Origin of the sequence: Paenibacillus terreus, from assembly GCF_042138595.1 — a bacterium.
GTDB classification, from domain to species: Bacteria; Bacillota; Bacilli; order Paenibacillales; family Paenibacillaceae; genus Paenibacillus; species Paenibacillus terreus.
The window spans coordinates 238,489-260,407 of sequence record NZ_JBHIRX010000007.1 but is presented as its reverse complement, the minus strand read 5'-3'; the positions used below and the strand labels follow the sequence as shown (position 1 = coordinate 260,407).

Annotated in this window: 19 protein-coding genes and 1 pseudogene; 17 read left to right on the top strand and 3 right to left on the bottom strand. The window is 45.3% G+C overall.

Annotation, left to right across the window (positions count from 1 at the left end):
* Positions 1-16: 16 nt before the first annotated feature.
* Positions 17-439: a MerR family transcriptional regulator gene (locus ACE5KN_RS15215; RefSeq protein ID WP_375523977.1), complete on the bottom strand. Its 423-nt coding sequence runs from the start codon at positions 437-439 to the stop codon at positions 17-19.
* Positions 440-1,047: 608 nt separating this feature from the next.
* Here ACE5KN_RS15215 and ACE5KN_RS15210 point away from each other — a divergent pair.
* Both ACE5KN_RS15210 and ACE5KN_RS15205 read left to right on the top strand, forming a co-directional pair.
* Positions 1,048-1,731, top strand: coding sequence for a response regulator transcription factor (locus ACE5KN_RS15210; RefSeq protein WP_375524026.1), 684 nt, complete (start codon positions 1,048-1,050; stop codon positions 1,729-1,731).
* A 134-nt stretch (positions 1,732-1,865) separates the two neighbouring features.
* Positions 1,866-3,191, top strand: coding sequence for a sensor histidine kinase (locus tag ACE5KN_RS15205; protein ID WP_375523976.1), 1,326 nt, complete (start codon positions 1,866-1,868; stop codon positions 3,189-3,191).
* A 99-nt stretch (positions 3,192-3,290) separates the two neighbouring features.
* Here ACE5KN_RS15205 and ACE5KN_RS15200 read toward each other — a convergent pair whose 3' ends face one another.
* Positions 3,291-4,178 carry a LysR family transcriptional regulator gene (locus ACE5KN_RS15200; RefSeq protein ID WP_375523975.1) on the bottom strand — a complete coding sequence of 296 codons (888 nt, stop codon included), beginning with the start codon at positions 4,176-4,178 and terminating at the stop codon, positions 3,291-3,293.
* Positions 4,179-4,423: 245 nt separating this feature from the next.
* Here ACE5KN_RS15200 and ACE5KN_RS15195 point away from each other — a divergent pair, with 245 nt between their 5' ends.
* The 11 genes from ACE5KN_RS15195 to ACE5KN_RS15145 all read left to right on the top strand — a co-directional run bounded on the left by ACE5KN_RS15195 (position 4,424) and on the right by ACE5KN_RS15145 (position 17,045).
* Positions 4,424-4,807 (top strand): VOC family protein, encoded by a 384-nt coding sequence (locus ACE5KN_RS15195; RefSeq protein ID WP_375523974.1) that lies wholly within the window; start codon positions 4,424-4,426, stop codon positions 4,805-4,807.
* Between the two features lie 53 nt (positions 4,808-4,860).
* Positions 4,861-5,499: a sugar O-acetyltransferase gene (locus ACE5KN_RS15190; protein WP_375523973.1), complete on the top strand. Its 639-nt coding sequence runs from the start codon at positions 4,861-4,863 to the stop codon at positions 5,497-5,499.
* 477 nt (positions 5,500-5,976) lie between these two features.
* A complete protein-coding gene (locus ACE5KN_RS15185; protein WP_375533101.1) occupies positions 5,977-7,569 on the top strand; it encodes an extracellular solute-binding protein in 1,593 nt (530 codons plus the stop codon).
* A 12-nt stretch (positions 7,570-7,581) separates the two neighbouring features.
* Positions 7,582-8,484, top strand: a complete 903-nt coding sequence (locus ACE5KN_RS15180) for an ABC transporter permease (RefSeq protein WP_375523971.1) — start codon at positions 7,582-7,584, stop codon at positions 8,482-8,484.
* A gap of 13 nt (positions 8,485-8,497) precedes the next feature.
* Positions 8,498-9,442 carry a carbohydrate ABC transporter permease gene (locus tag ACE5KN_RS15175; protein ID WP_375523970.1) on the top strand — a complete coding sequence of 315 codons (945 nt, stop codon included), beginning with the start codon at positions 8,498-8,500 and terminating at the stop codon, positions 9,440-9,442.
* A gap of 27 nt (positions 9,443-9,469) precedes the next feature.
* Positions 9,470-10,429 (top strand): AraC family transcriptional regulator, encoded by a 960-nt coding sequence (locus ACE5KN_RS15170; RefSeq protein WP_375523969.1) that lies wholly within the window; start codon positions 9,470-9,472, stop codon positions 10,427-10,429.
* Complete coding sequence (locus ACE5KN_RS15165; protein WP_375523968.1) at positions 10,429-12,399, top strand: glycoside hydrolase family 31 protein; 1,971 nt, start codon at positions 10,429-10,431, stop codon at positions 12,397-12,399. Before ACE5KN_RS15170 ends, ACE5KN_RS15165 begins: the two co-directional genes overlap by 1 nt.
* 23 nt (positions 12,400-12,422) lie before the next feature.
* Positions 12,423-14,744 (top strand): family 43 glycosylhydrolase, encoded by a 2,322-nt coding sequence (locus ACE5KN_RS15160; protein WP_375523967.1) that lies wholly within the window; start codon positions 12,423-12,425, stop codon positions 14,742-14,744.
* Between the two features lie 207 nt (positions 14,745-14,951).
* The gene (locus ACE5KN_RS15155) at positions 14,952-15,653 is read left to right on the top strand and encodes a Crp/Fnr family transcriptional regulator (RefSeq protein WP_375523966.1); all 702 of its coding nucleotides are present in this window, start codon (positions 14,952-14,954) and stop codon (positions 15,651-15,653) included.
* A 248-nt stretch (positions 15,654-15,901) separates the two neighbouring features.
* Positions 15,902-16,231, top strand: coding sequence for a putative quinol monooxygenase (locus ACE5KN_RS15150; RefSeq protein ID WP_375523965.1), 330 nt, complete (start codon positions 15,902-15,904; stop codon positions 16,229-16,231).
* 67 nt (positions 16,232-16,298) lie between these two features.
* Entirely contained in the window at positions 16,299-17,045 is a 747-nt protein-coding gene (locus ACE5KN_RS15145) for an SDR family NAD(P)-dependent oxidoreductase (RefSeq protein ID WP_375523964.1), read from the top strand.
* Between the two features lie 320 nt (positions 17,046-17,365).
* On the opposite strand, the pseudogene ACE5KN_RS15140 reads toward ACE5KN_RS15145, so the two are convergent.
* Positions 17,366-17,512 (bottom strand): annotated as a pseudogene (locus ACE5KN_RS15140) (SDR family NAD(P)-dependent oxidoreductase); the annotation flags it as partial.
* Here ACE5KN_RS15140 and ACE5KN_RS15135 point away from each other — a divergent pair.
* The 4 genes from ACE5KN_RS15135 to ACE5KN_RS15120 all read left to right on the top strand — a co-directional run bounded on the left by ACE5KN_RS15135 (position 17,442) and on the right by ACE5KN_RS15120 (position 21,863).
* Positions 17,442-18,110: an AraC family transcriptional regulator gene (locus ACE5KN_RS15135; protein WP_375524025.1), complete on the top strand. Its 669-nt coding sequence runs from the start codon at positions 17,442-17,444 to the stop codon at positions 18,108-18,110. The pseudogene ACE5KN_RS15140 and the gene ACE5KN_RS15135 sit on opposite strands and share 71 nt — an antisense overlap.
* Positions 18,111-18,361: 251 nt before the next feature.
* Positions 18,362-19,501 (top strand): GntR family transcriptional regulator, encoded by a 1,140-nt coding sequence (locus tag ACE5KN_RS15130; protein ID WP_375523963.1) that lies wholly within the window; start codon positions 18,362-18,364, stop codon positions 19,499-19,501.
* 144 nt (positions 19,502-19,645) lie between these two features.
* A complete protein-coding gene (locus ACE5KN_RS15125) occupies positions 19,646-20,743 on the top strand; it encodes a hypothetical protein (protein WP_375523962.1) in 1,098 nt (365 codons plus the stop codon).
* Positions 20,670-21,863, top strand: coding sequence for a hypothetical protein (locus ACE5KN_RS15120; RefSeq protein WP_375533100.1), 1,194 nt, complete (start codon positions 20,670-20,672; stop codon positions 21,861-21,863). Before ACE5KN_RS15125 ends, ACE5KN_RS15120 begins: the two co-directional genes overlap by 74 nt.
* The last annotated feature ends 56 nt before the right edge of the window (positions 21,864-21,919 follow it).

Below are 21,919 nucleotides of genomic sequence, written 5' to 3'. Positions count from 1 at the left end.
TTGTTAATCCCTCTTTCTATGTTTGTTGTCGCTCTGACTCCTCCATCTTGACTAACAACTGGCTCTCGGAAGGAATTCTCCCTTTCTCGATGTCTTCGTATATCGACAGTTTGTTATTGACGGCGTCGAGTGCTTCGGCCAATTCGTTCTGGCGGCGAAATAAATCTTCCTTGTACTGGTTCAAGATCGCTTTGCGCTGTGGAATCGTGGAATCACCATCGAGCGCAAGGTTCACCATCTCCTTCAGCAACGACAGCTTCATCCCTGTCGCCCGGAAACATGTCATAAGCCGGATCCAATCTAGGTGATCTTGTTCGAACAGTCGATTCCCGTTCTTATCTCTCTTAATGTAAGGGAGCAATCCCTCCTTCTCGTAAAAACGAATCGTATGAGCCGGGCAACCAAGCCGCTCTGAAGCTTCTTTGATCGTGAATGCCATTGGCCGAATCGCTCCTTATCGGTTATTTTCAGACGGAATCGGCTGGTTCTTCCTCATCCTAAATCTTAAAGTACACTTTAAGGCAAGCGTTAAATTGGGAGACAGCTGTTAACGTCTGAACTACTGGTTATCATTATAATGCCCATCATTGACCCTATTTTGGGGGACTGTGAAAACTGGAGCTATAATAGAGGCACCTTCGGCGTTAAAATACGCACAATGTTCGTTCCAATATCGTTTATTTTCGAATCCTTCTTACTTACTCAATGGACACTTCGTGCATCTGAGTGTTCTACCAAACAAAAGTCGGCACTAAACAGAAAAAAGGCAGCTGGATTAAATACTCGCTGCCTAAACTAAACTGCCAGTTAGCTCAATGAAGCATCTTCAGTCTAACACTTTATTTTTCACTCTAGAACTTTATTTTCTTTTGACACGAACTCTAGGGAACTCCTTTGTCGGGGTTCCCTTTTTGCTTTACAATAAACGCTTCAGAAATGCTCATAAAGCATTTCTTGATATAAGATATGAGCATTTGCTATATGAAAAAAGCACGCTAAACTAAATAACAAAGGATGACGATTTACGGATAGGCAGAGGTGATTATTTTGTTGCAGCTAGGTCATATTCGAGTGCTCATTGTCGACGATGAACCGAACATCGTGCAATTTTTAGAGTTAGGGCTTCAAAATGGAGGCTTCCATGTACGGGCCGCTTCAGACGGACTGGAAGCCGTCGTTCAGGCTCAGCAGTTTCTTCCGCATGTTGTTATCCTTGACGTGATGATGCCAGGCATGGACGGGTTCGAGGTTTGCAATCTGTTGAAAAAAATGGATAAGATCGGGGTCATCATGCTTAGCGCCAGGGAGGAAGTTGATGATCGAGTCAAGGCGCTGAATATGGGGGCCGACGATTACATGATCAAACCTTTCAGTTTAAAAGAGTTGATCGCGCGCATTCATGCCAGGGTGCGCAACATATATCCCGAGTTACTTGGTGAAGTGATCCGGGGACCTTTCCGGATTGACGATAGCCGGAGAGAAATCTGGTATCACGATGCTCTGCTTGAGCTTTCGCGCACCGAATACGCACTGCTTAAGTTTCTCGTTTTGAATCACGATCGTGTCATGAGCAAATCTTCCATTCTGGATGCGGTATGGGGGTACGATTTCGCCGGAGAGGAGAATGTTGTGGAAGTATACATCCGCTATTTGAGGGAGAAGCTCGAGGATCGCTCGCATCAATTGATCCGTACGATTCGGGGTTCCGGTTACCGGATGAATTTCCAATGAAGGCACGGTTCCGCTTTTTCCGTCGTATCGAACCCAATTCTCTCGGTTTTCAGCTCCTCTCCCGCTCCATATTGGTCATGGCCGGACTTTTTATTTTAATTGGCGTTTTTCAATATTTCACGATGCAGCAGCTTTTGTATGACAAAAAGGAGTGGGGGATTCAAAGTTTAATCCGCTCCGTCTCACCCGAAAGTTGGATCCGATGGAAAGAGGACGGTTCAACGGAAAAAGTCGATGTTACTGCGATTAAATCGTTGGAAAACAATGTGGTGACGATTGCGTTCATCGAAAAAGACGGGAACGTTTCAGATCTGTACGTCAATCCCAGCCGCCCTTTACCGGTTCCCAAGCTGCCACAGCAGGAATACGGCAAAATTTTTGAAACCGGCAAAATGACGGATGGCTATAAAATCATCCGGGACGAAAAAAGCAACGTTCAAATGGTGATTTACCAGCTGGTCGGCCTTGCAGATGGGGAACAGGGCATTGTTCAAACAAGCGTCGATCTGACAGAAACGCTGGCCTTGCAGAAAAATTTATTAACCATTTATGTGATTGGTTCGCTGATCGCACTGATTGTAGGCATGCTTATCTTCCGTCCCGTTCTGAAGAGGACCATGGTTCCACTGTCAAGGATGGTGAACACCGTGGAACGGATCCACAGCGAAAATTTGAGTGAGCGCTTGCCGAATAAGCAGGGTTCCGCGGAAATCGACCGGCTGGCTGTTGCCTTCAACGGAATGCTGAAGCGAATTGAAACCTCGTTTGCTTTGGAAAAAGAAATTCAGGAACAAATGCGCCGTTTTATCGCTGACGCCTCGCACGAACTTCGCACCCCTTTGACCGCGATCCACGGGTTCCTGGAAGTACTGCTCGAAGGGGGTGCGGGTAAACCGGATCAACTGAAAAAAGCGTTAAATAGCATGTATAGCGAATCGGAGCGGTTAAATAAACTTGTCGGAGACCTGTTGGCTATGATGAGGATGGAACGCAGTCCTGAGATCCGCATGACTTCGGGCAACCTCGGCGAACTGATTTGCCAGATGGAGCCACAATTGCGAATGATCGCTGGAGCGAGGCGAATTTGGTTCGATTTGAGTGATGATCCGGTTATTGCTTTTGACCCCGACAAGATGAAGCAAGTCATCCTGAATTTGTTTCAAAATGCCGTTCAGTATACCGATCCATCCAAGGGTGATATCCGTATCGGCCTGGAAAAACGGGCTGGAGAAATCAGGCTCTCGGTCCAAGATAATGGTACCGGGATCAAGGAGATTCATGTTCCGCATATATTCGAACGGTTCTACCGTGGCGAACCGTCGCGGGCAAGAAAGTACGGCGGAGCCGGTCTAGGGCTAGCCATCACTAAATCGATCATGGAGCTGCATGGCGGCAGAATTGAAGTGGAAAGCAGGGAGGGGAAAGGCTCGTTATTTCGTGTTTGTCTGCCCGTTTCATAATTTTCGGCTAATGAGACTAGATTGATTAAATAAGTAAAGCGGCAGTCAAGGACAAATTTGTCCAAGACTACCGCAGTTTTTGGTTTTTGTTAATAAATCTCAAAATTTAGCCTGAATTTCTTTTAAAAACAAATCCGCTGCAGCCGAAAAGACCTGATGTTTCTTCCAAACAATATTTAAGCCAGATTCAAGTCTTGGCTCCAGCGGTCTAAAACAAAGGTTACTCTCACTAGACGTATTCACGATTTTATCTAGAGTTATTGCATAACCAATGCCTTCTTCAACCATAATGGCAGCATTATATGCAAGATTGTAAGTTGTCACGACGTTTAATTTATGAAAATACTCACCAAACCAATCCGCAAATTCATTTTTAGAAAATGTCTGCTTCATAACCTGTCGTGAACAGATTAGCGGAACATCTATTAAATCTGCCGTTTGAATGGTATCTTTGAAAGCAAGCGGACTGTCTTTCCTCATAACAACGCCCCAAACATCCTTGACGGGGATGTTAATATAATTGTATTTTGATACATCAGCTGGTTGAATTAAAATGCCAAAGTCAAGCAGCCCCTTGTCAAGCCGTGCAGTTACATCATCTTCGTTTCCGCTGTAAAGATGATACCTTATATTAGGATATCTTAACTGTAAGTCTCTTGCTACCCGTGCAATCTGTTTCATGGCGTCCGTTTCCCCACCGCCTATATAAATATCACCACTTATTGTTTCTTCCATGGACTTAAATTCTGCTTCTAATTTATCGACCATTTCAACGATTTCTTCCGCTCTCTTTCTTAAGAGCATTCCTTCATCTGTGAGAATGACACTGTGACTACTGCGGATAAATAGTTTTTTTCCTAACTCTTGTTCAAGATCTTTTAATTGTCTAGATAAGGTTGGCTGTGTCAGATGCAAAAAATCGGCAGCACCCGTAATGCTTCCTTCTCTTGCAACCGTAAGAAAATAACGCAAAACTCTAATGTCCATCTATCCCCCTCCTTTGTGTTTTATAATAAACGCTTTAGAAATGCTCACAAAGCATATCTTGATATAAGATATGAGTATTACACTTGATCAGAGAGGTACATAACTTGAAAATAAAATAATGCTGGACACTTAATAAACAATCATTATAAAGTATCTATAAAAAGATTTTACTACTCACCGATTCAAGAAACTTCAGAATGAGACAAATAGGGGACGGCACCAAGTGCTGAAAAAAGGAGAACATGATGAAAATTGAACATATTGCTATGTACGTTAATGATTTATCGCTTAATAAGGAATTTTACATTAAATTTTTCAACGCTACGTCCAATGACCTGTATCATAACCCAAAGACGGGATTAAGAACATACTTTCTAACATTCGAAAACGGAGCAAGACTGGAAATTATGAATCGACCAAACATGGTGGATGAACAGAAAGAGTTGATGCGAACAGGTTTAATTCATCTCGCGTTTAGTGTTGGAAGTAAAGAAAAAGTGGATTCATTGACCAAGAAGCTCATGGAGGCGGGTTACCCCGTCTTAAGCGGCCCTCGTACAACCGGTGATGGCTATTATGAAAGTTGTATCTTGGGACCAGAGTCTATTCAAATTGAAATCACGGTATGAATTAGATCATTTCATTGAATTGATTAACAAACAAATAAGAGGGGCTGATCAATATGAAAGAAGAAGAGCGTATTTTCCAGGGTATGTTATTTAGTCCAGCACATCCTGATTTGAGAATGATAAAACAGCGTGCTCATAAGCTTAGTCATCAATATAGTGACACTTACGAGGAGCAGGGAGAAGAACGTGAAGCTATACTCCAGCAATTGCTCGGACGTGTAGGAAAGCATTGCTTTATGCAAGGGCCAATCTTTTTTCATTATGGAACACATACCGAAATCGGCGATCATTTTTTTGCCAATTATAATCTAACTGTCCAGGATGACACTAAGGTTACGATTGGAAGCCATACCCTTTTTGGCCCCAATGTAACCATCGCCACACCAATCCACCCCTTTATCGCTTCAGAACGAAAACAGATGATCGACCAGCACGGAGAGATGAAGTCCTTATGTTATGCAAAACCCGTAACGATTGGCAACAATGTATGGCTCGCAGCCAATGTAACCGTTTGTGGCGGGGTTACCATCGGTGACGGCTGTGTGATTGGTGCCGGGAGCGTGGTAACTCGTGATATTCCGGCGAATACCTTTGCTGCTGGCGTTCCGTGTAAGGTCATTCGCCCTATAACTGAAGCTGATAGCATGCGCTTTAAACCTGAAGTATTAGCAGATTGCCGAATCGATGAATAAAAGCGTTTACTCGACCGACTAAAGACTTCCCTGTATTTCGTTTTCAATCATATGCAATCAAGCCTGCACTGGCACCTGTTGAAAGAACAGATGGCCGTACTCACCGGATAGCAGCTATTTGATTTAAGGATATCTCCAAACACTCCTAACATCGTCCAAAAAGACGGTGTTTTTGTATTTTTGTTTGCAGAGAATAGACATCATATTCTAATTCACTTCACGTGCAAAAAGTCAAAATACGATGATGAATGGTTATTATACAATGAGACAAATTCGAAGGGGGCCATCTATAATGATGATAGCGCCGGGCAGCCGTCCAGTCATTTGTCAATGATCACCTGATTTGAAAGCGCAATCATGCAATTGAACCTTAGGTTGATGTATATACGAAAAATGAATATTTTCGTATGAAATCGAATGGGGCTATCCATGAGGAGAGGGGTCAATGTGATGAAGAAGCGGGTTTTTAGGCAGGCTTTGTTGGTAATTTCCATGATTTCCTTGGTATTGGCGGGATGTCAGAGCAATCGAGCGGATTCCGGCGGGGAGGATTCATCCGGCAAGACCAAATTAACGGCTGTTATTGTGAAACATTCATTGACTAAGGACGTCAATCAAATGAAATGGCTCAAAGACTTGGAAGACCGGGCGAATGTGGAAATTGAGTGGCAGCAGATTACTGCGGATTGGGATCAGAAAAAAAGCGCCCTTTTTGCCAGCGGGCAGGTTCCGGATCTCTTGTTCAACGCGACAACTGACAGTGATTTCGTACAATTTAACGGATTGTTTGAAGATATGAGCGCATTGATTGAACAAGAGGCTCCTAATGTTCAAAAAATGTTTGAAGAACACCCCGAACTGAAAACACTCGCGGCTGAAAGCAACGGCAAAATTTACGGTATTCCCCGATATAAAGGAATCTGGCCCGATAATATAGCGTCCATGTTCATTAATAAAACATGGCTTGACAATCTCGGTCTGAAGCCCCCAACGACCTGGGATGAACTTGAAAGCGTATTAATTGCCTTCCGGGACGGGGACCCCAATCAGAACGGCGACTCAACAGACGAAATTCCCATGGATTTCAGCGGCATGGCGACTGGATTCTCTGCCAAGCTCCTGCTGGGAAGTCTGGGGATGCCGATATCTGAAGATTCACCGAACGGCTACTTCGTGGAAGATGCTGAGGTGAAGAACTTTTTTGTGGATGAACGCTTCAAAACGATGATTGCCTTTCTGCAAAATCTGTACAGTAAAAATCTGATCAACAAAGAAACCATTACCCAGGGTTATTCCAAATACCAATCACTGGGCAGAGGAAATGGCGACATTGCGAAGATTGGATTTACATGGGGCTGGGAGACGGGAGACCGATTCGGAAGTGTGCTGAAAGACCAGTATATTACATTGCCACAGCTCAAGCATCATGCCGATTCCACGAATGAGTTGTATTGGAGTTACGACCATTACACACAAAACTATGGCGATAATGCCGTTTCCATCAGTTCCACGTCCAAGAACAAAGAAGCAGCCATGAGATTCATCAATGAATTTTATGATCCGAAGGTCAGCATTCAGGTATTATTCGGCGGAATGAATGATACAGACAAGGGAATCAAGGATAATGGAGATGGTACCTATCAAGTTCTGCCTCCTGCGGATCCTTCCATTGATCCCGGATCATGGAAGTGGACCAATGCATTCGCGGATCTGGGCCCTTTTTATATCGCGGACGATATCCAGGATAAAATAACGTTAGGTACCGACATGCAAAGCGTGCTGGATGAGAAAGCAGTATACGACGATCTGTTGAAAAAAGCCGACCAGAGATCTAATGTCTACCCGCAGGATTTCATGAAATATACAACTGAAGAAATTAATACGTTGGCCTTGAATCAGGCGAACATCAATAATATTACGGATCAGAAATGGGCTCAATGGATGACGACAGGTGCCAACATCGAAAGTGAATGGGATGCTTATGTAAGGTCTGTCTATGATGCCGGACTTACTCAGAATTTAGAGATCCGCCAAAAAGCGTACGATGAATATTTGACTACTCTTAAGTAGGAGGGACGCTTGATGAAATCGACGCAGAAGGGCAATTATCAATTATGGATTCTGGTTCTCCCGGCCTTGCTTTATATCGCTATTTTCGCATATGGCCCGATGTATGGCATCCAGCTTGCGTTTCGGGATTTTGATTTCAGCAAGGGATTTACCGGAGGCGACTGGGCCGGATTCAAGTATTTTGAACAATACTTTAACAGTCCTATGTTTTGGCCGACGCTCAGAAATACATTTGTTATCGCCTTCTTTTCCATTCTGCTGGGCTTTCCCATGCCGATTCTGCTGGCACTGGTCATTAATTCGATCAGAAGCAGAAAGTTCAAGCGTATTCTCCAAACGACGGTTTACATGCCATACTTTATTTCCACCGTGGTTATGGTAGCTCTGCTTCAAATCTTGCTTTCTCCTTCGAGCGGAGTTCTCGACTTGTTTCTGAAAACCTTTCATCTGATTCCCACCGATATTAATCTGTTAGGCAACCCTTCCGCGTTTGTGCCGGTTTATGTTTTATCAGGCATATGGCAGGTGTGTGGCTGGAACAGTATTATTTTTATCGCTGCCCTTTCTACAGTAGAAACACAGTTGTACGACGCTGCGCGAATCGACGGCGCCAATCGGTGGCAAATTGTGCGGAACGTAGAAATACCCGCAATTATGCCCACGATTATTATTCTGCTCATTCTGAATATGGGCAGCATGCTGAGTGTCGGTTTTGAAAAAACATTTCTCATGCAGAACAGTTTGAATAAGCCGGTATCCGAAGTCATTTCCACGTATGTATTCAATGTCGGCGTAAAATCCAATCAGTACAGCTTCGGTTCAGCGGTTGGTTTGTTCAATACGGTCGTTAACTTCCTGTTTTTGATGCTCGCGAACTCAATCGCGAAGAAGTCTTCGAACATTAGCTTAATGTAAAGGAGGGGATGGGATGGTACCTGCAAAAACAAAATCTTCAGCTTCAAAACATAAGCATGTGGCAGACTCGGGTGGGGGCATAGCTGATCGACTCTATAGAATTCTCGTCATCGTCATTAGCATCTTTACCTTTGTGGTGATAGCGTATCCTTTATATTTCATTATTATTGCGTCATTCAGCAATTCAACGATGGTGAACCAGGGGCAAGTGATCTTCTTTCCGAAAGGAATCAATTTCTACGGATACGAGAAGATTTTTGCCGATACCCGGATTTGGCAAGGGTACCTGAACACGATTATTTATACAGTCTTCGGAACGTTATTGAATTTGGCAGTGACGATACCCGCAGCGTATTCACTTTCCCGAAGAGAGTTCCGGGCCAGAAAAATCATTATGCCTCTGTTTGTGTTCACCATGTATTTCAGCGGGGGAATGATCCCCACCTACCTGCTTTTCAGAGACTTGCAGCTGCTCAATACACCTTGGATTATGATCATTAATGGAGCGGTCAGCGTCTATAACCTTATTATTACAAGGACCTTTTTTGAAAGCTCGATTCCGGATGAACTGCATGAAGCGGCACTCCTGGACGGTTGTTCTCATTTTCGCTACTTGGCCTCTGTGGTCACTCCGCTTTCAAAAGCAGTTATCTCGGTTATTGCACTCTACTACGCTGTCGGACATTGGAATGATTTCTTCAACCCATTGTTATATCTTAACTCTGACCATTTACAGCCGCTGCAGATCGTCCTGCGCAATATTCTGTTATCCAATCAAGCGTTTGCTGGTGGAGCAGGCTCGGGGGCCGGGGCGGGAGCCGGCAGCTATGCTCAGCAATATGCAGACCAAATCAAATTTGCTGTAATTATTGTATCGACCGTGCCGTTGTTAATCATATACCCGTTTATCCAGAAGTATTTTGAAAAGGGTGTCATGATCGGTGCGGTGAAAGGTTAATTCGCATGGATTAGAGAGTGGTGAACAATGAAGAAGCATCCAGATGATGGATCCACAGCATCTAATGGCGCGTTTGTAACAAGAGATTTGAAGGAAAAATTGCAGCATGGCAACAAGCATTTTCGCGTGGGTGTCTACAAGACACATGTTCCAGGCTTCAGAAACCTGGTGCTCTACTCCCATTGGAATGAAGAGTTGGAATTTTTGTTCATGGATAAAGGCAGTGCCCAATTCTATGTGGGACAGGAAAAAATAATTTTAAATAGCGGCGATGTATTAATCATCCCCCCGAATATGCTGCATTCTGCCAGTCGCGTGGATGAGGGGGAAATTGTTTTTTATGCTGTACTGGTTCACTATAACTTTTTGTCCAGCTTTGAAAATGATCTTATTCAAAACAAGTATGTTTCGTCCTTGTTTTTGCAGCGTCGACAGTATCCTTTGGTTATGAAGAAAGATTCGGATACCCAATCAGGGTTATTGCCGATCTTACGTGAAATCACTCAGGTATATTTTGATAAGCCTGCGGGTTATGAGTTGAAAATCAAGGCCATGCTGTTCGAAATCCTGTTCCGGATGGAAGGCTGCGTGACGGATACCGAATTAGTTCCAGGCCGAGCATTGGGGAATCATAATTCCTTATTGGCCATCAGGTTTTTGTCTTATATCAAAGAAAATTACAGCCATCGCATATCGCTGAACGATATGGCGAAGCAAGTGAATATGAATCCGTCATATTTTTGTCGATTTGTCAAAAAGCATTTCGATTTGACCCCACTGGAATTATTGAATCAGCACCGATTGCTGGAGGCCGTGAATTTGCTGGAAACCTCGGATAAAAAAATTGTTGAAATTTCAAATTTGACCGGGTTCAGCAATGTCAATCGGTTTACGGAAACATTTAAAAAGGTTTACGGCTGCACACCTACACAATATCGCAGCACTATTCTGGATTGTTCATGCAAATACCTGGGAGGGACTCGATAATGTTTCGTATAGAAAACGGCCGACTAATCAGAGAGTATGACCACGAGAGACTTTGGATTGAACCTTGGGGGCATCATTCCTTCCGCGTCAGGGCTTCTTACGCAGAAATAACTAATGAGGAGTGGGCATTATTACCTCCACCTCAACAGCAGGCTGACATCGTGATTGAGGAAGGTGCGGCCACCATCACCAACGGAAATATCAAGGCTGAAATCAGAAAAAGCGGTCAAATCCTCTTCTACAACCAGCATGGGAAATTACTGCTGCAAGAAACGGAAAAAACGTATCAGCTAAAATATGGCGGCAGGGAGTTAAGAGCGACCCCCGGCGGCAGTGATTTTTCCGTTAAATTGCGTTTGGAATCGAATCCATCCGAAAAGTTGTTTGGCATGGGACAATACCAGCATTCTTTCTTGAATCTGAAAGGGTGCACCTTGGATCTGACTCATCGCAACAGTCAGTTCAGCGTGCCGTTCGTCCTTTCCAGTGAGGGTTACGGCTTTCTTTGGCACAATCCGGCTATAGGGGAGGTACATTTCAGCTTAAATAGGACACAGTGGCATGCTCCTTCGTGCAAACAGCTCGATTATTGGATTACGGCTGGAGATACTCCCTCCGAGATTGAAGAGAATTATGCTGCTGTTACGGGCACGGTACCGATGATGCCTGACCATGCCATGGGATTTTGGCAGTGCAAGCTTCGCTACCGAACCCAGGAAGAATTGCTCCAGGTGGCCAGAGAATACAAGCGCCGTCAATTGCCGATTGACGTGATCGTTGTTGATTTCTTTCATTGGACGAATCAAGGGGATTGGAAGTTCGATGCCGAGTACTGGCCTGATCCTGAAGCGATGGTTCGTGAACTGCAGGAGATGGGAATTCAACTGATGGTTTCCGTATGGCCTACGGTGCAAACCGAGAGCGAGAACTATGCCTACATGTTGGAGAAGGGCTACCTGCTCCGTTCGGATCGCGGTGTTCGCACGCAATTCAGGTTTCTTGGTGAAAACGCTATCTTTGATGCGACCAATCCGGAAGCCCGTATTTTTCTATGGGAGACCATCAAACAAAATTATTATGATAAAGGAATTCGTATTTTTTGGCTGGATGAAGCCGAGCCTGAACTCAGCGTATACGATCATGATATTTATCGTTATCACATCGGCTCCAGCCAGCAGGTCGGCAATATTTATCCGCAGAAATACAGTCAAACATTTTATGATGGGATGACTGCTGCCGGTCAGTCCAATATCATCAACCTGGTACGTACGGCGTGGGCGGGAAGCCAGCGTTACGGTGCTCTGGTATGGTCCGGCGACATCCACTCCAGTTTTGAGGTATTAAGTATTCAAGTGCGAGCCGGGCTGAATATGGCCATTGCGGGCATCCCCTGGTGGACAACAGATATCGGTGGATTCCATGGAGGCGATCCACAGGAGGCTTCTTTCCGGGAATGTATCATCCGCTGGTTTCAGTATGGCGCGTTTTGTCCGGTGTTCCGGCTGCATGGGGACCGTCATCCCTTTGTCGCTCCCCAGGGAACGAAAGGCGGGGGGTTATGCGGAAGCGGATCGGATAACGAAGTATGGAGCTACGGGGATGAAGCCTACGAAATCTTTAAGACATTCATGCACATTCGCGAGCGCCTCAAACCATACATAACCGGTTTGATGAGGGAGGCTCATGAACGAGGCACTCCGCCGATGCGTCCATTGTTTTACGATTTCCCGCAGGATAAAGAGGCCTGGAGTATCGATGATCAGTATATGTTTGGACCGGATTTGCTGGTTGCCCCCGTACTGGCGGAAGGGGAAAGACAACGTTCCGTATATTTGCCCATCGGTTCGTTATGGACGAACGCTTATAGTGGAGAAACCTTTCATGGCGGTCAAACCCTGCTCGTGAAAGCACCTTTGGATCAAATCCCGTTATTCACGCGAGATAATGCCGATTTGCCGATTTTATGTTGAGTGCGCGGGGGGCAATCATGGATATGAATGCATTACTAGACAAACTGGCGTTAAATGAGTGTATCCCGATGGGCGTAATTTTGACAGAGGATGCACTCAAGCTTCCGGCTCATACGGCTGGAATTCCAATCCAATGGACTTCCAGCCATCCGCTCATTCTTACCCATGAAGGCAAGGTGGCATTGCCCGAGAAGCAAATTCGGGTTACCTTGACGGCTTCAGTATGCTGTGAGGATGAGCGTATATGCAGGGATTTCGTAATTCCGGTTGTTCCGAAAAGCGAACAGCCGGCGTATTTTTGCGACTACTTCAGCATTTCTTATGTGCTTGCACCAGGTACCGCATTACCCCGTCAATTCGGTTTTGGAACGATTCACTGGGCTGGTAATACGTTGATTAGCGAAGGAACTGTCCTCACGCCGGAGAACGGCAGTGAAACGGTCACGTTGGTGGCTCAATACACGATGGATGGCACCCTTGCTGCATCCAAGACTTTCACGGTAAAGGTCCTGAGCAACGATTTCGGCAGTATTGCTGCATATACTCGCGTCCCATTGGAGGATGAGCTGCTTTATTCCACATACATGGCCTATAGTCTTCACCTCGCTTATCGCGGCAAGCAAGACGAAACCTATCAATCGCTTCATCATAACTCCGGTGTTCTGTATGCCACCGCCACGATTTCGTCCAACGATACAATCAATGAGAAAGGGCTGAGGAATCCCTATCTATTCCATACAGCTGATCATATCTTTGGTGTGGTGGCTGTGCGGATCGACGCAAACGGTAGTGCTGATCATGAGAGCAAGGGATGCATTTTGTTATGGACAACAAGTAATTTGATCAACTTCACCGAGGTAGGATTGGTTCACCTCGGCGTGAATGAGTATGTGCGCGAGGTGACTTGTGAGTACAACTCCTGCACAGGCAACTACGAAATTCATTGGTGTGACCTTAACGGCAATTATTACAGAAATGATCTGGAAGACCTCTATGATGTGCAGACCGTGTCCGAACCTGTTCGGGGAAGTGTGTTTACTTATGGTGCAGCTACGACGAAAGTGACAGGCGCTGTGGAGTCAAATATCATCCATGTAGATGGTGATTTCGGCAGAAAATTACTCATGAACCGGTCGCCGTTAATGAACATAGCTGTTGAAGTGCCGGAAACAGCCGTAGCTAAAACCGCTGATGATATTCATGCCATTACGGCAACTGCGTTCTATACCGATGGCTCGAAGGCAGTCAAGCAGGTGAAATGGAATACGGACGATATCGACTTCCATACAGCCGGGAGTTATGAGATTACCGGCACGGTCACGCAAGAGTTTTACCCTTTTCCCGTCGCAGTCGGCCGCGCGGACCCTGTCATATTTAGATGGGAGAATAAGTACTATTTTATTGCAACAAATGATGATAACGGTAATATTGGGTTATATGTGCGTGAAGCCGATACCATTCAAGGCCTGTTTACGTCCGATATCATCGAACATGTGATTTTGGATAAAGATGAGTCCAGGGGATATGTCCAGACCTTCTGGGCACCCGAGTTTCATATCATTAGCGGCGAATTATATCTTTTCTTTGCGGTCAGCGGTTCCGTGTGGGGGCCACAAGCTCATATCATGAAACTAAAGAACGGCGGACGAATCATCACGGCATCTGACTGGGAACATCCCATTCGCATGGTGGATAAGGATGGATCGTATCTGGGATCGGTTCGTGAAGACGGCGGGGCATTGGAGATCACATTGGACATGACCTATCTGGAGGTGGATGGAGGGTCTTATGTAATTTGGTCCTGGCGCCGCTGGTCGCCGGAGGATTCGGGTTCCATGCTGTTGATCGCCACCATCGACCCAGCCAGACCCTGGCAGTTGACCAGCGAACCCGTGTTAATAGCCCGGCCGCTCTATGGCTGGGAAAATAACAGGCATACCATCAATAATGAAGGACCGTATTGTATCGTTACCGACGAATATATGATCATGACTTATTCCGGCGGGTCTGCAAATGAGCCTACCTATGCGGTTGGAACCTTAACTGCCAAAAGAGGTACGGATCTGCTGAATCCCGCCAACTGGGTGAAGAGCAATGCGCCTGTATTATCTTCGTTATCGGCAGAGAAGGTGTATGGTCCGGGTCATAACTCCTTTGTAAAGGATGAAAATGGCGATCTGATGCTGGTGTACCACGGCATTGGTCCCAACCCTGTCGGTCCCAGATCCGTAGGGCTCCGCAGAGTACATTTCGATGTTAACGGTTTGCCTGTGCTGGATATGTCCCCCGAGCGCGATTTGAACCAAGAACTAACGCAAGTGAGGCTTAAGGTCAAGGTGATTTGAATCGGGCTAACCTGTAGTTGATATGGAATTTATCATTTGCAGGTTAGCGCTCAAGCCTTACTACATCATAAGCTTAACTGGAAACGTACCAACTGGACTGTAAGTTAGATTACAGATAAAATGCAACATAGTGCGCTAGGATAATAAAGAGGGAGGACCTATTCGGAGACAAATTGAATAGGAATAAAGACTGTAAAGCGAGGAATTATGAAACAGGATAAGAACAGCATCATTTCGCTATTGTCGCGTATCAACATATTCGAATCGCTTCCACCGGAAATTATCTGCGAAATCGAACAGACGATTGATGGGACAAATATCAAAACACTGCCTAAAGGTTCAATTTTTCTAACGCCTGAAAGCGAGAAGGCTGGTTTATATATCATAAACAAAGGCAAGCTTCGATTTTATAAAACCGATCCAGCGGGCAAACAGTATACGGTTTGCATTCTTAGCGAGAGCGGAATCTTTGGTGAAGTCCAGTCATTTTCTCTAGGTACAAGCGGAACTTACGTGGAAACGATGGAGGAAACGCAGCTCTACTCCATACCGACAGAGCAACTTGAACCGCTTTTAAGCAAACACTCTGAACTCACTTTAAGGTTTCTATCGGAAGTAAGTATGAGATTACGAGTACAAGATGAGGTACTGGAGAGAATGGTTTTCAAAGATCTGCGTGGTAAAGTTCTATACTTTCTCAATAGACTTTCCATAAAATTCGGTGTAGAAGAAAAGGGCTACCGAAAAATAGATATCCCGTTGACCCACCAAGAGTTGGCTAATATGATCGGAGCAACAAGAGAAGCGGTGTCACTTACCTTACAGGACTTATCTAATGAAGGTATTATCATTACCAGCCGTAAAATGGTAATGATTGATATCGAAAAATTAACGGAGGAGTTGAAATAACTATTGAATTAACAACAACTCTCAGCTTAAGAAAAAAAGGTGCTCTCTGCTCAGAAATCTGATGGACAGCACCTTTTGGAGTTGTTTCCAAATAATTTTTCTTAATACTCCGGTCAACAAAACGAAATGAGCCAGGCTAGCTCAAGAGAAATGCTTAGCTTCTGTAAATTAGATTACAGATAAATGCAGCATGCTGCGTTAAGATAAGCACATAAGCAAATAAAAATTGGAGGAAAGGAAACAACAACATGCCCACTCAACAAATCCAACTGAATATTCGATTCAAAGCTAAACCAGGGAAAAAAGAAGAATTCCGCAAGGAGCTGTATTCCCTTATTGAGGAGATGTCATCCGAGAAGGCATTCATCAGCGCCATTGTTTCGGACGATCTGGATCAGCCGGATGACTTGATCATTTATGAAACATGGCAAGGCACGAGAGATAGCTGGCTTGCGGAAGAATTTACTAAACCATACCGCAAGAATTACGAAAGAACACTGGGCGATTTAATTGTGGATAGAAGCGTCAGCTGGTTGCAGCCGAAGGGCGAATGGGGAAGTCATATAACGAATGCGTGATGACGTTGAATCTTTAACGCTTTAAGGTCCAGGAGGATACATTAATTTCAATGGGAGGCATATAGAAATGGGGAAATTTGAAGGAAAGGTAGCAGTTGTCACCGGAGGTACAAGCGGTATCGGACTTACGACGGCACAACGATTCGTTTCGGAAGGGGCCTACGTATTCATTACCGGCCGCAGACAAAGCGAGCTGGACGCGGCAGTAAAATTGATCGGTGACCGGGTTACCGGCGTTCAAGGTGACATTTCTAATTTGAAGGACTTGGACAGACTGTTTGATACGGTAAAGCAGGAGAAAGGGCATCTGGATATTCTATTCGCAAACGCTGGACTTGGCAGCATCCTGCCCTTGGGTCAAATTACGGAAGAGCAGTACGACACGACATTCAACGTGAATGTAAAAGGTACTTTGTTCACCATCCAAAAGGCTTTGCCGCTGTTTCCAAATATGACGGGAACCATCATCATAACCGGTTCGACGGCGGGTACGATTGGCGACCCAGGGTTTAGTGTCTACGGAGGTAGCAAGGCGGCTCTCCGTCAGATGGCGAGGAACTGGATAATGGATTTGAAAGGCACTGGGATACGACTTAATGTACTGAGCCCTGGCGGGGTCCACACGCCAGCTTATGATGATCTGTTTGGCGAGTCGCTAAATCAAGTCCTTGAATCGGCGAAGGATGCCGTTCCGCTAAGCCGCTTGGGTAAGACGGAGGAGATTGCCAGCGCGGTAATGTTTCTGGCCTCGGAGGAAAGCAGCTATGTGAACGGCATCGAATTGTTCGTAGATGGCGGTATTGCTCAAGTCTGACCGTGAATCAGGAGGGATGAGTTGTCATTTATGCAATTATGCTCCGGCAATAACGAACCAATGGTATCCATTTACTCTATCCTCGTGGTTTCGACTGCCGATCACCGTGCCCGGCACGTCCGAAAAGAAACAGCATTATGATCTGAATCGTCACGAAGCAAAAGGCCTCTGTAGCCGTCTGTTGAAGCAGACGGCCGGGACCTTGTGAACTCCTATGTGTTTTCTATCCTTGCGCTGTGGGGCGGACTACTATTTCACTGACATCCACATCATTTGGTTGCTCAATTGCGAACGCAATAGCTTTAGCGATAGAGTAGGGGGCGGTTAGCTATAGCTTCAAGCTGATCCAATCGCCGCGCGCCAAGAACGACTTGGGCTCCTCTCTCGGCAAGCAGCATTGCAGTTGCTTCACCGATTCCGCCACTTGCGCCTGTAATTACAATTACTTTATCTTTTATTCCGGACACACTCACCACTTCTTTCTTCCATCCAGATATTCTTCTCGATGTTTCGAAAACATCCAGTCCTTCGAAGAAGATCACGACTGAACGGGGAATCCTACTAAATCCGTCTACGTCGGACTTGCTCAAAGCGGTTTTACGCCTTGTAGAACTTCTGGAGACTCCCTCTGATATTGAGGTACTGGCTCCCTTGATAATTAAGGAAATATTTTATAGGGTCCTTCAAGGAGAGAAGGGGGAACTGCTGAAGCAATTTGCCGTGATCGGAAGCTATGCACAATGTATATCGGAAGCTATACAATGGATCAAGCATAATTATTCCGAACCTTTAATCATTGAAGAGTTGGCTAAGACGGTCAAGATGAGTCCTCGGACCTTGCACAGACATTTCAAGAAAGTAACGGCCATGAGTCCGCTTCAATATCAAAAGATGATTCGCTTGCAAACTGCAAGACGACTGCTGCTTACGGAAAACCTGGATGCAGCTAATGCAGGATTTCGTGTTGGGTATGAAAGTCCTTCACAATTTAATCGTGAGTACACCCGCTTATTTGGACGTCCCCCGATAAGAGATATTCATGATTTGCGTGATTTTTCCTTGTAGATGATATCTGCAGATGAAGCCTGATTTGATTAATCCAGTCAGGCTTTTTTTATTAGGATATTATTCTTTTGGGCAACAATTTGTACATAGAAGTTCCGTCTGAAGGTGCAAGGAAGGAGTCCAATTGAATAATTCTGCATCCCTGTCTTTTTAGAACACTGCATCCCTCTCTAGGTTGTGTATTGTGCTTATGCCTGTAAAAATATATTATATATATAAAACTTATTAAGTGAATTGGTGATGTGATAATCATGAACACGAATGACCGAATACCGTTATACCAACAAATTCAAGAATATATCCGCAAAATAATCATCACAGAGAAAATGAAGCCAGGTGATCGAATACCGACAGAGAAGGAGCTGATGGATCAATTTAACGTCAGTAAAATCACGGTTGTAAACGCCCTTACAGGTTTAGCTAATGAGAAGCTGATCGATCGTGTTCCTGGTAAAGGGAGTTTTGTCGCGAAAGAGACAGTCACAGCTATTACTAATTCTGAACCTCCGCTTACGAGTAGAAGGGGACTACATACGGGGATGATTGGGCTTATTATGCCCACGATCCACGATTACTTCGCTATCCGGCTGATTGAAGGGATTGAACAAGCGCTCAATCAGGAAGGTTACCGCAGCATGATCATGTTGACGGATGGCAAGAGCGAGAAAGAGAAGGCCGCGATCAAGGAGCTTAGAGCGCTTGGAGCGGAGGGACTACTCATCTTTCCTGTCGATGAAGAGAATTATAATGAGGAAATTCTCGGCATGAAGCTGTCCGGGTTCCCTTTCCTGCTGATTGACCGGTATTTGCCGGGAGTCGAAACCCATTATATCGCGGCAGATGGAAAACTGGGTGCAAAGCTGGCTGTTGAACATCTCTGGGAGCTGGGACACCGTGATATTGCCATCTGCTCGGATTCACCGCTGCAAACAGTCACGGTCCAGGACCGGATAGAAGGTTATATGGAAGCATTAAAAGATAAAGGAGCGCTTATTAATCCCGCCCATATGATTACGGATTTCAAGCCACTGACAGTTCTAAAGGACGCGGAAGACCATCCGCTGTATCGATATATCCGCAACAAAATGGTTACGGCTTATATATCCCTTAACGGCAGGCTTGGTGTACAGATCTTTCAAATGGCCAAACAAGCAGGGCTTCGTATTCCCGAAGACTTATCAATCGTAAGCTTTGATGATCCAAGCTCTATCGTGGAAGAGTTCAGCATCTTCACTCACGTCAAGCAGTTTGAAAGGGATATGGGATTCCGCGCAGCAATCCAGCTTCTTGAAGTCATCCGCAGTAATGGAGATATTAAAGGGTTCAGCAAGACACTGATTGAACCTGAACTTGTCATTAAACAAACATCAGGCACCAGTCCTTTGTCTTAAGCTTTGAGTATTGATATTAACGTCTTTTCCGAATTTACGGAAAAGACTTTTTTATTTTCAATAAAACATATTGAATATATTTTTAATGTATATTATATTTTGGTAAATGGGTATCCTCATACAGTCAGGGAGGTTAGAACTGGGATGCGAAACCGTAATGAAGAAAGAATTGGATTTCAGGAATCTGCCCCTTATCATCCCGACTATGATCTGCAGACAGACTTTGTCATGGTCTACGGGATTGATGAAACGATGCCGGAGCGTATTCAGGAATGGAAGGCACAAGGATACATTGTTCATTTGATGACCGGGGTAGCATGGGGAACTTATAACAGTTACTTAGACGGCGAAGTAGACGGGGAGACACATTGGGATGAAGCACAAACGGATCGGCATGGGGAGATGATTCTTCATGGAAAGAAGCCTGTTATCCCTTATATGGTACCTACCGTCTCTTTCGGCAGATTTCTCTCTGATCGAATTCGTTTGGCCGTTGATTCCGGCGTGGAAGCGATCCATTTGGAGGAACCTGAATTTTGGGTGAACGGCGGATACTCCGAATCCTTTAAAAGAGAGTGGCAGCTGTATTACAAAGAACCCTGGTGTCCGCCTCACGCTTCGCCCGACGCGCAGTACAGAGCCTCTAAATTGAAAGCGTTTCTATATACGCGCGTATTAGATCGGTTATGTACCGAGATGAAAGATTATGCTCTCAAACGCTACAATCGCATCCTTCGTTTTTACGTTCCAACACACAGTTTGATCAATTATACACAGTGGCGGATCGTTAGCCCGCAATCCCGCTTGATAGAACTTCCTTCTGTGGATGGATATATAGCACAAATTTGGACCGGGACGTCACGTACTCCCAACGTATATGAAGGCGTACGAAAGGAACGCACTTTTGAAACCGCATACCTGGAATATGGGGTGATGCAAGAGCTGGTAAGGGGAACAGACAGACGAATGTGGTTTCTTCATGATCCCATTGAAGACAATCCGAATCATACATGGGCCGATTATAAGCAGAATTATTTGAAAACGGTTGCAGCTTCGCTGCTCCATCCCGGAGTTGCTCATTATGAAGTCGCGCCATGGCCGCGAAGAATTTTTAAAGGGACTTATAAAGCGGATGAGGGGCAGGAAAAAGTAGGGATTCCCGCCGATTATGCAACCGACGCTGCTGAACGTCATGCACACACTCGGGAACATGAATCAGGACAACATCGAAACAGAAGATGAGTCTCTTCAAGTCGGTGTATTCATTGCCGATTCGGCGATGTTTCAGCGCATGAAGCCGGAGCCGGAAGCACCCGATGCCGGAAAATATGACGGAACAGATCCAGAAGCATTCCAGGAGGACGGGGATACGGAACTGCTCGATTTCTCTCCATTCTATGGACTGGCGCTGCCCTTACTTAAACATGGGATACCTGTGAGGCCTGTCCAGCTCGATAATGTGAGGCGATATCCGCATTACCTGGCCCCCTATCGTGTGCTTCTTTTGAGTTATGAGTTTATGAAGCCGGAGTACTCGGATATCCATTTTGCACTAGCCCAATGGGTACAGGATGGCGGGGCATTGGTCTATGTCGGTGATGACAGCGACCCCTATCACAACATTCGTGCATGGTGGAATGACGACCTTCGCAGTGGAAGTTCAAATCAGGTTTATCACTCTCCTCGCGAGCACTTATTTGAACAGCTTGGTCTTGAAACAAAGCAGCAGGGCATTCAGCACTCCGGTAAAGGATTGGTGAATTGGCTCTGTGTGCATCCGGCTGTCTGTTCTTCATCGAAGACTGGTGCAGATCAACTACGGCAGTCTGTAAGGGAAGCAGTGGACAAAATTTATGGTTCTCATAAACCCTGGAAATCAAAAAATTACTTCAAAATCAAGCGGGGTCCCTATATTATTGCCTCGGTTCTGGAGGAGTCAGTATCGGAAGAAGCCTTGGTGATCCCTGGTCCAGTTATTGACTTGTTTGATCCTGTCCTTCGCGTTCTGCAGGAAGTTCGTTTGGCCCCAGGAGAGCAGGCTCTGTTATATGATGTTACGGCTGGACGACCACAGCATGGCAAAGTAAAACTCATCTCTGCCTCCTCCAGGATAGAAAACTTAACGATAACAGATGCGGGTTTCCAATTTGCAGCCAAAGGTCCAGCCAACCTGCAGGCAACTGCCAGACTATACTGCCCTGCCGAACCGGTAGCGGTCTGCTGTATGAGCCGGGGAGAGGAAGCGGCTGCGGTATGGGAATGGGATCCGAAATCACAAACCGTACTTCTACGGTATGAGCATGGCAGCGAGAATGAAATCAAGGTTCAGGCAAGTTGGAGTAGTGAAACCCTAAAAGCCTGATGAACGGGAGGGAGTAAAAACAATCATGCCGTACGAACCCATACGATTCGAACCTA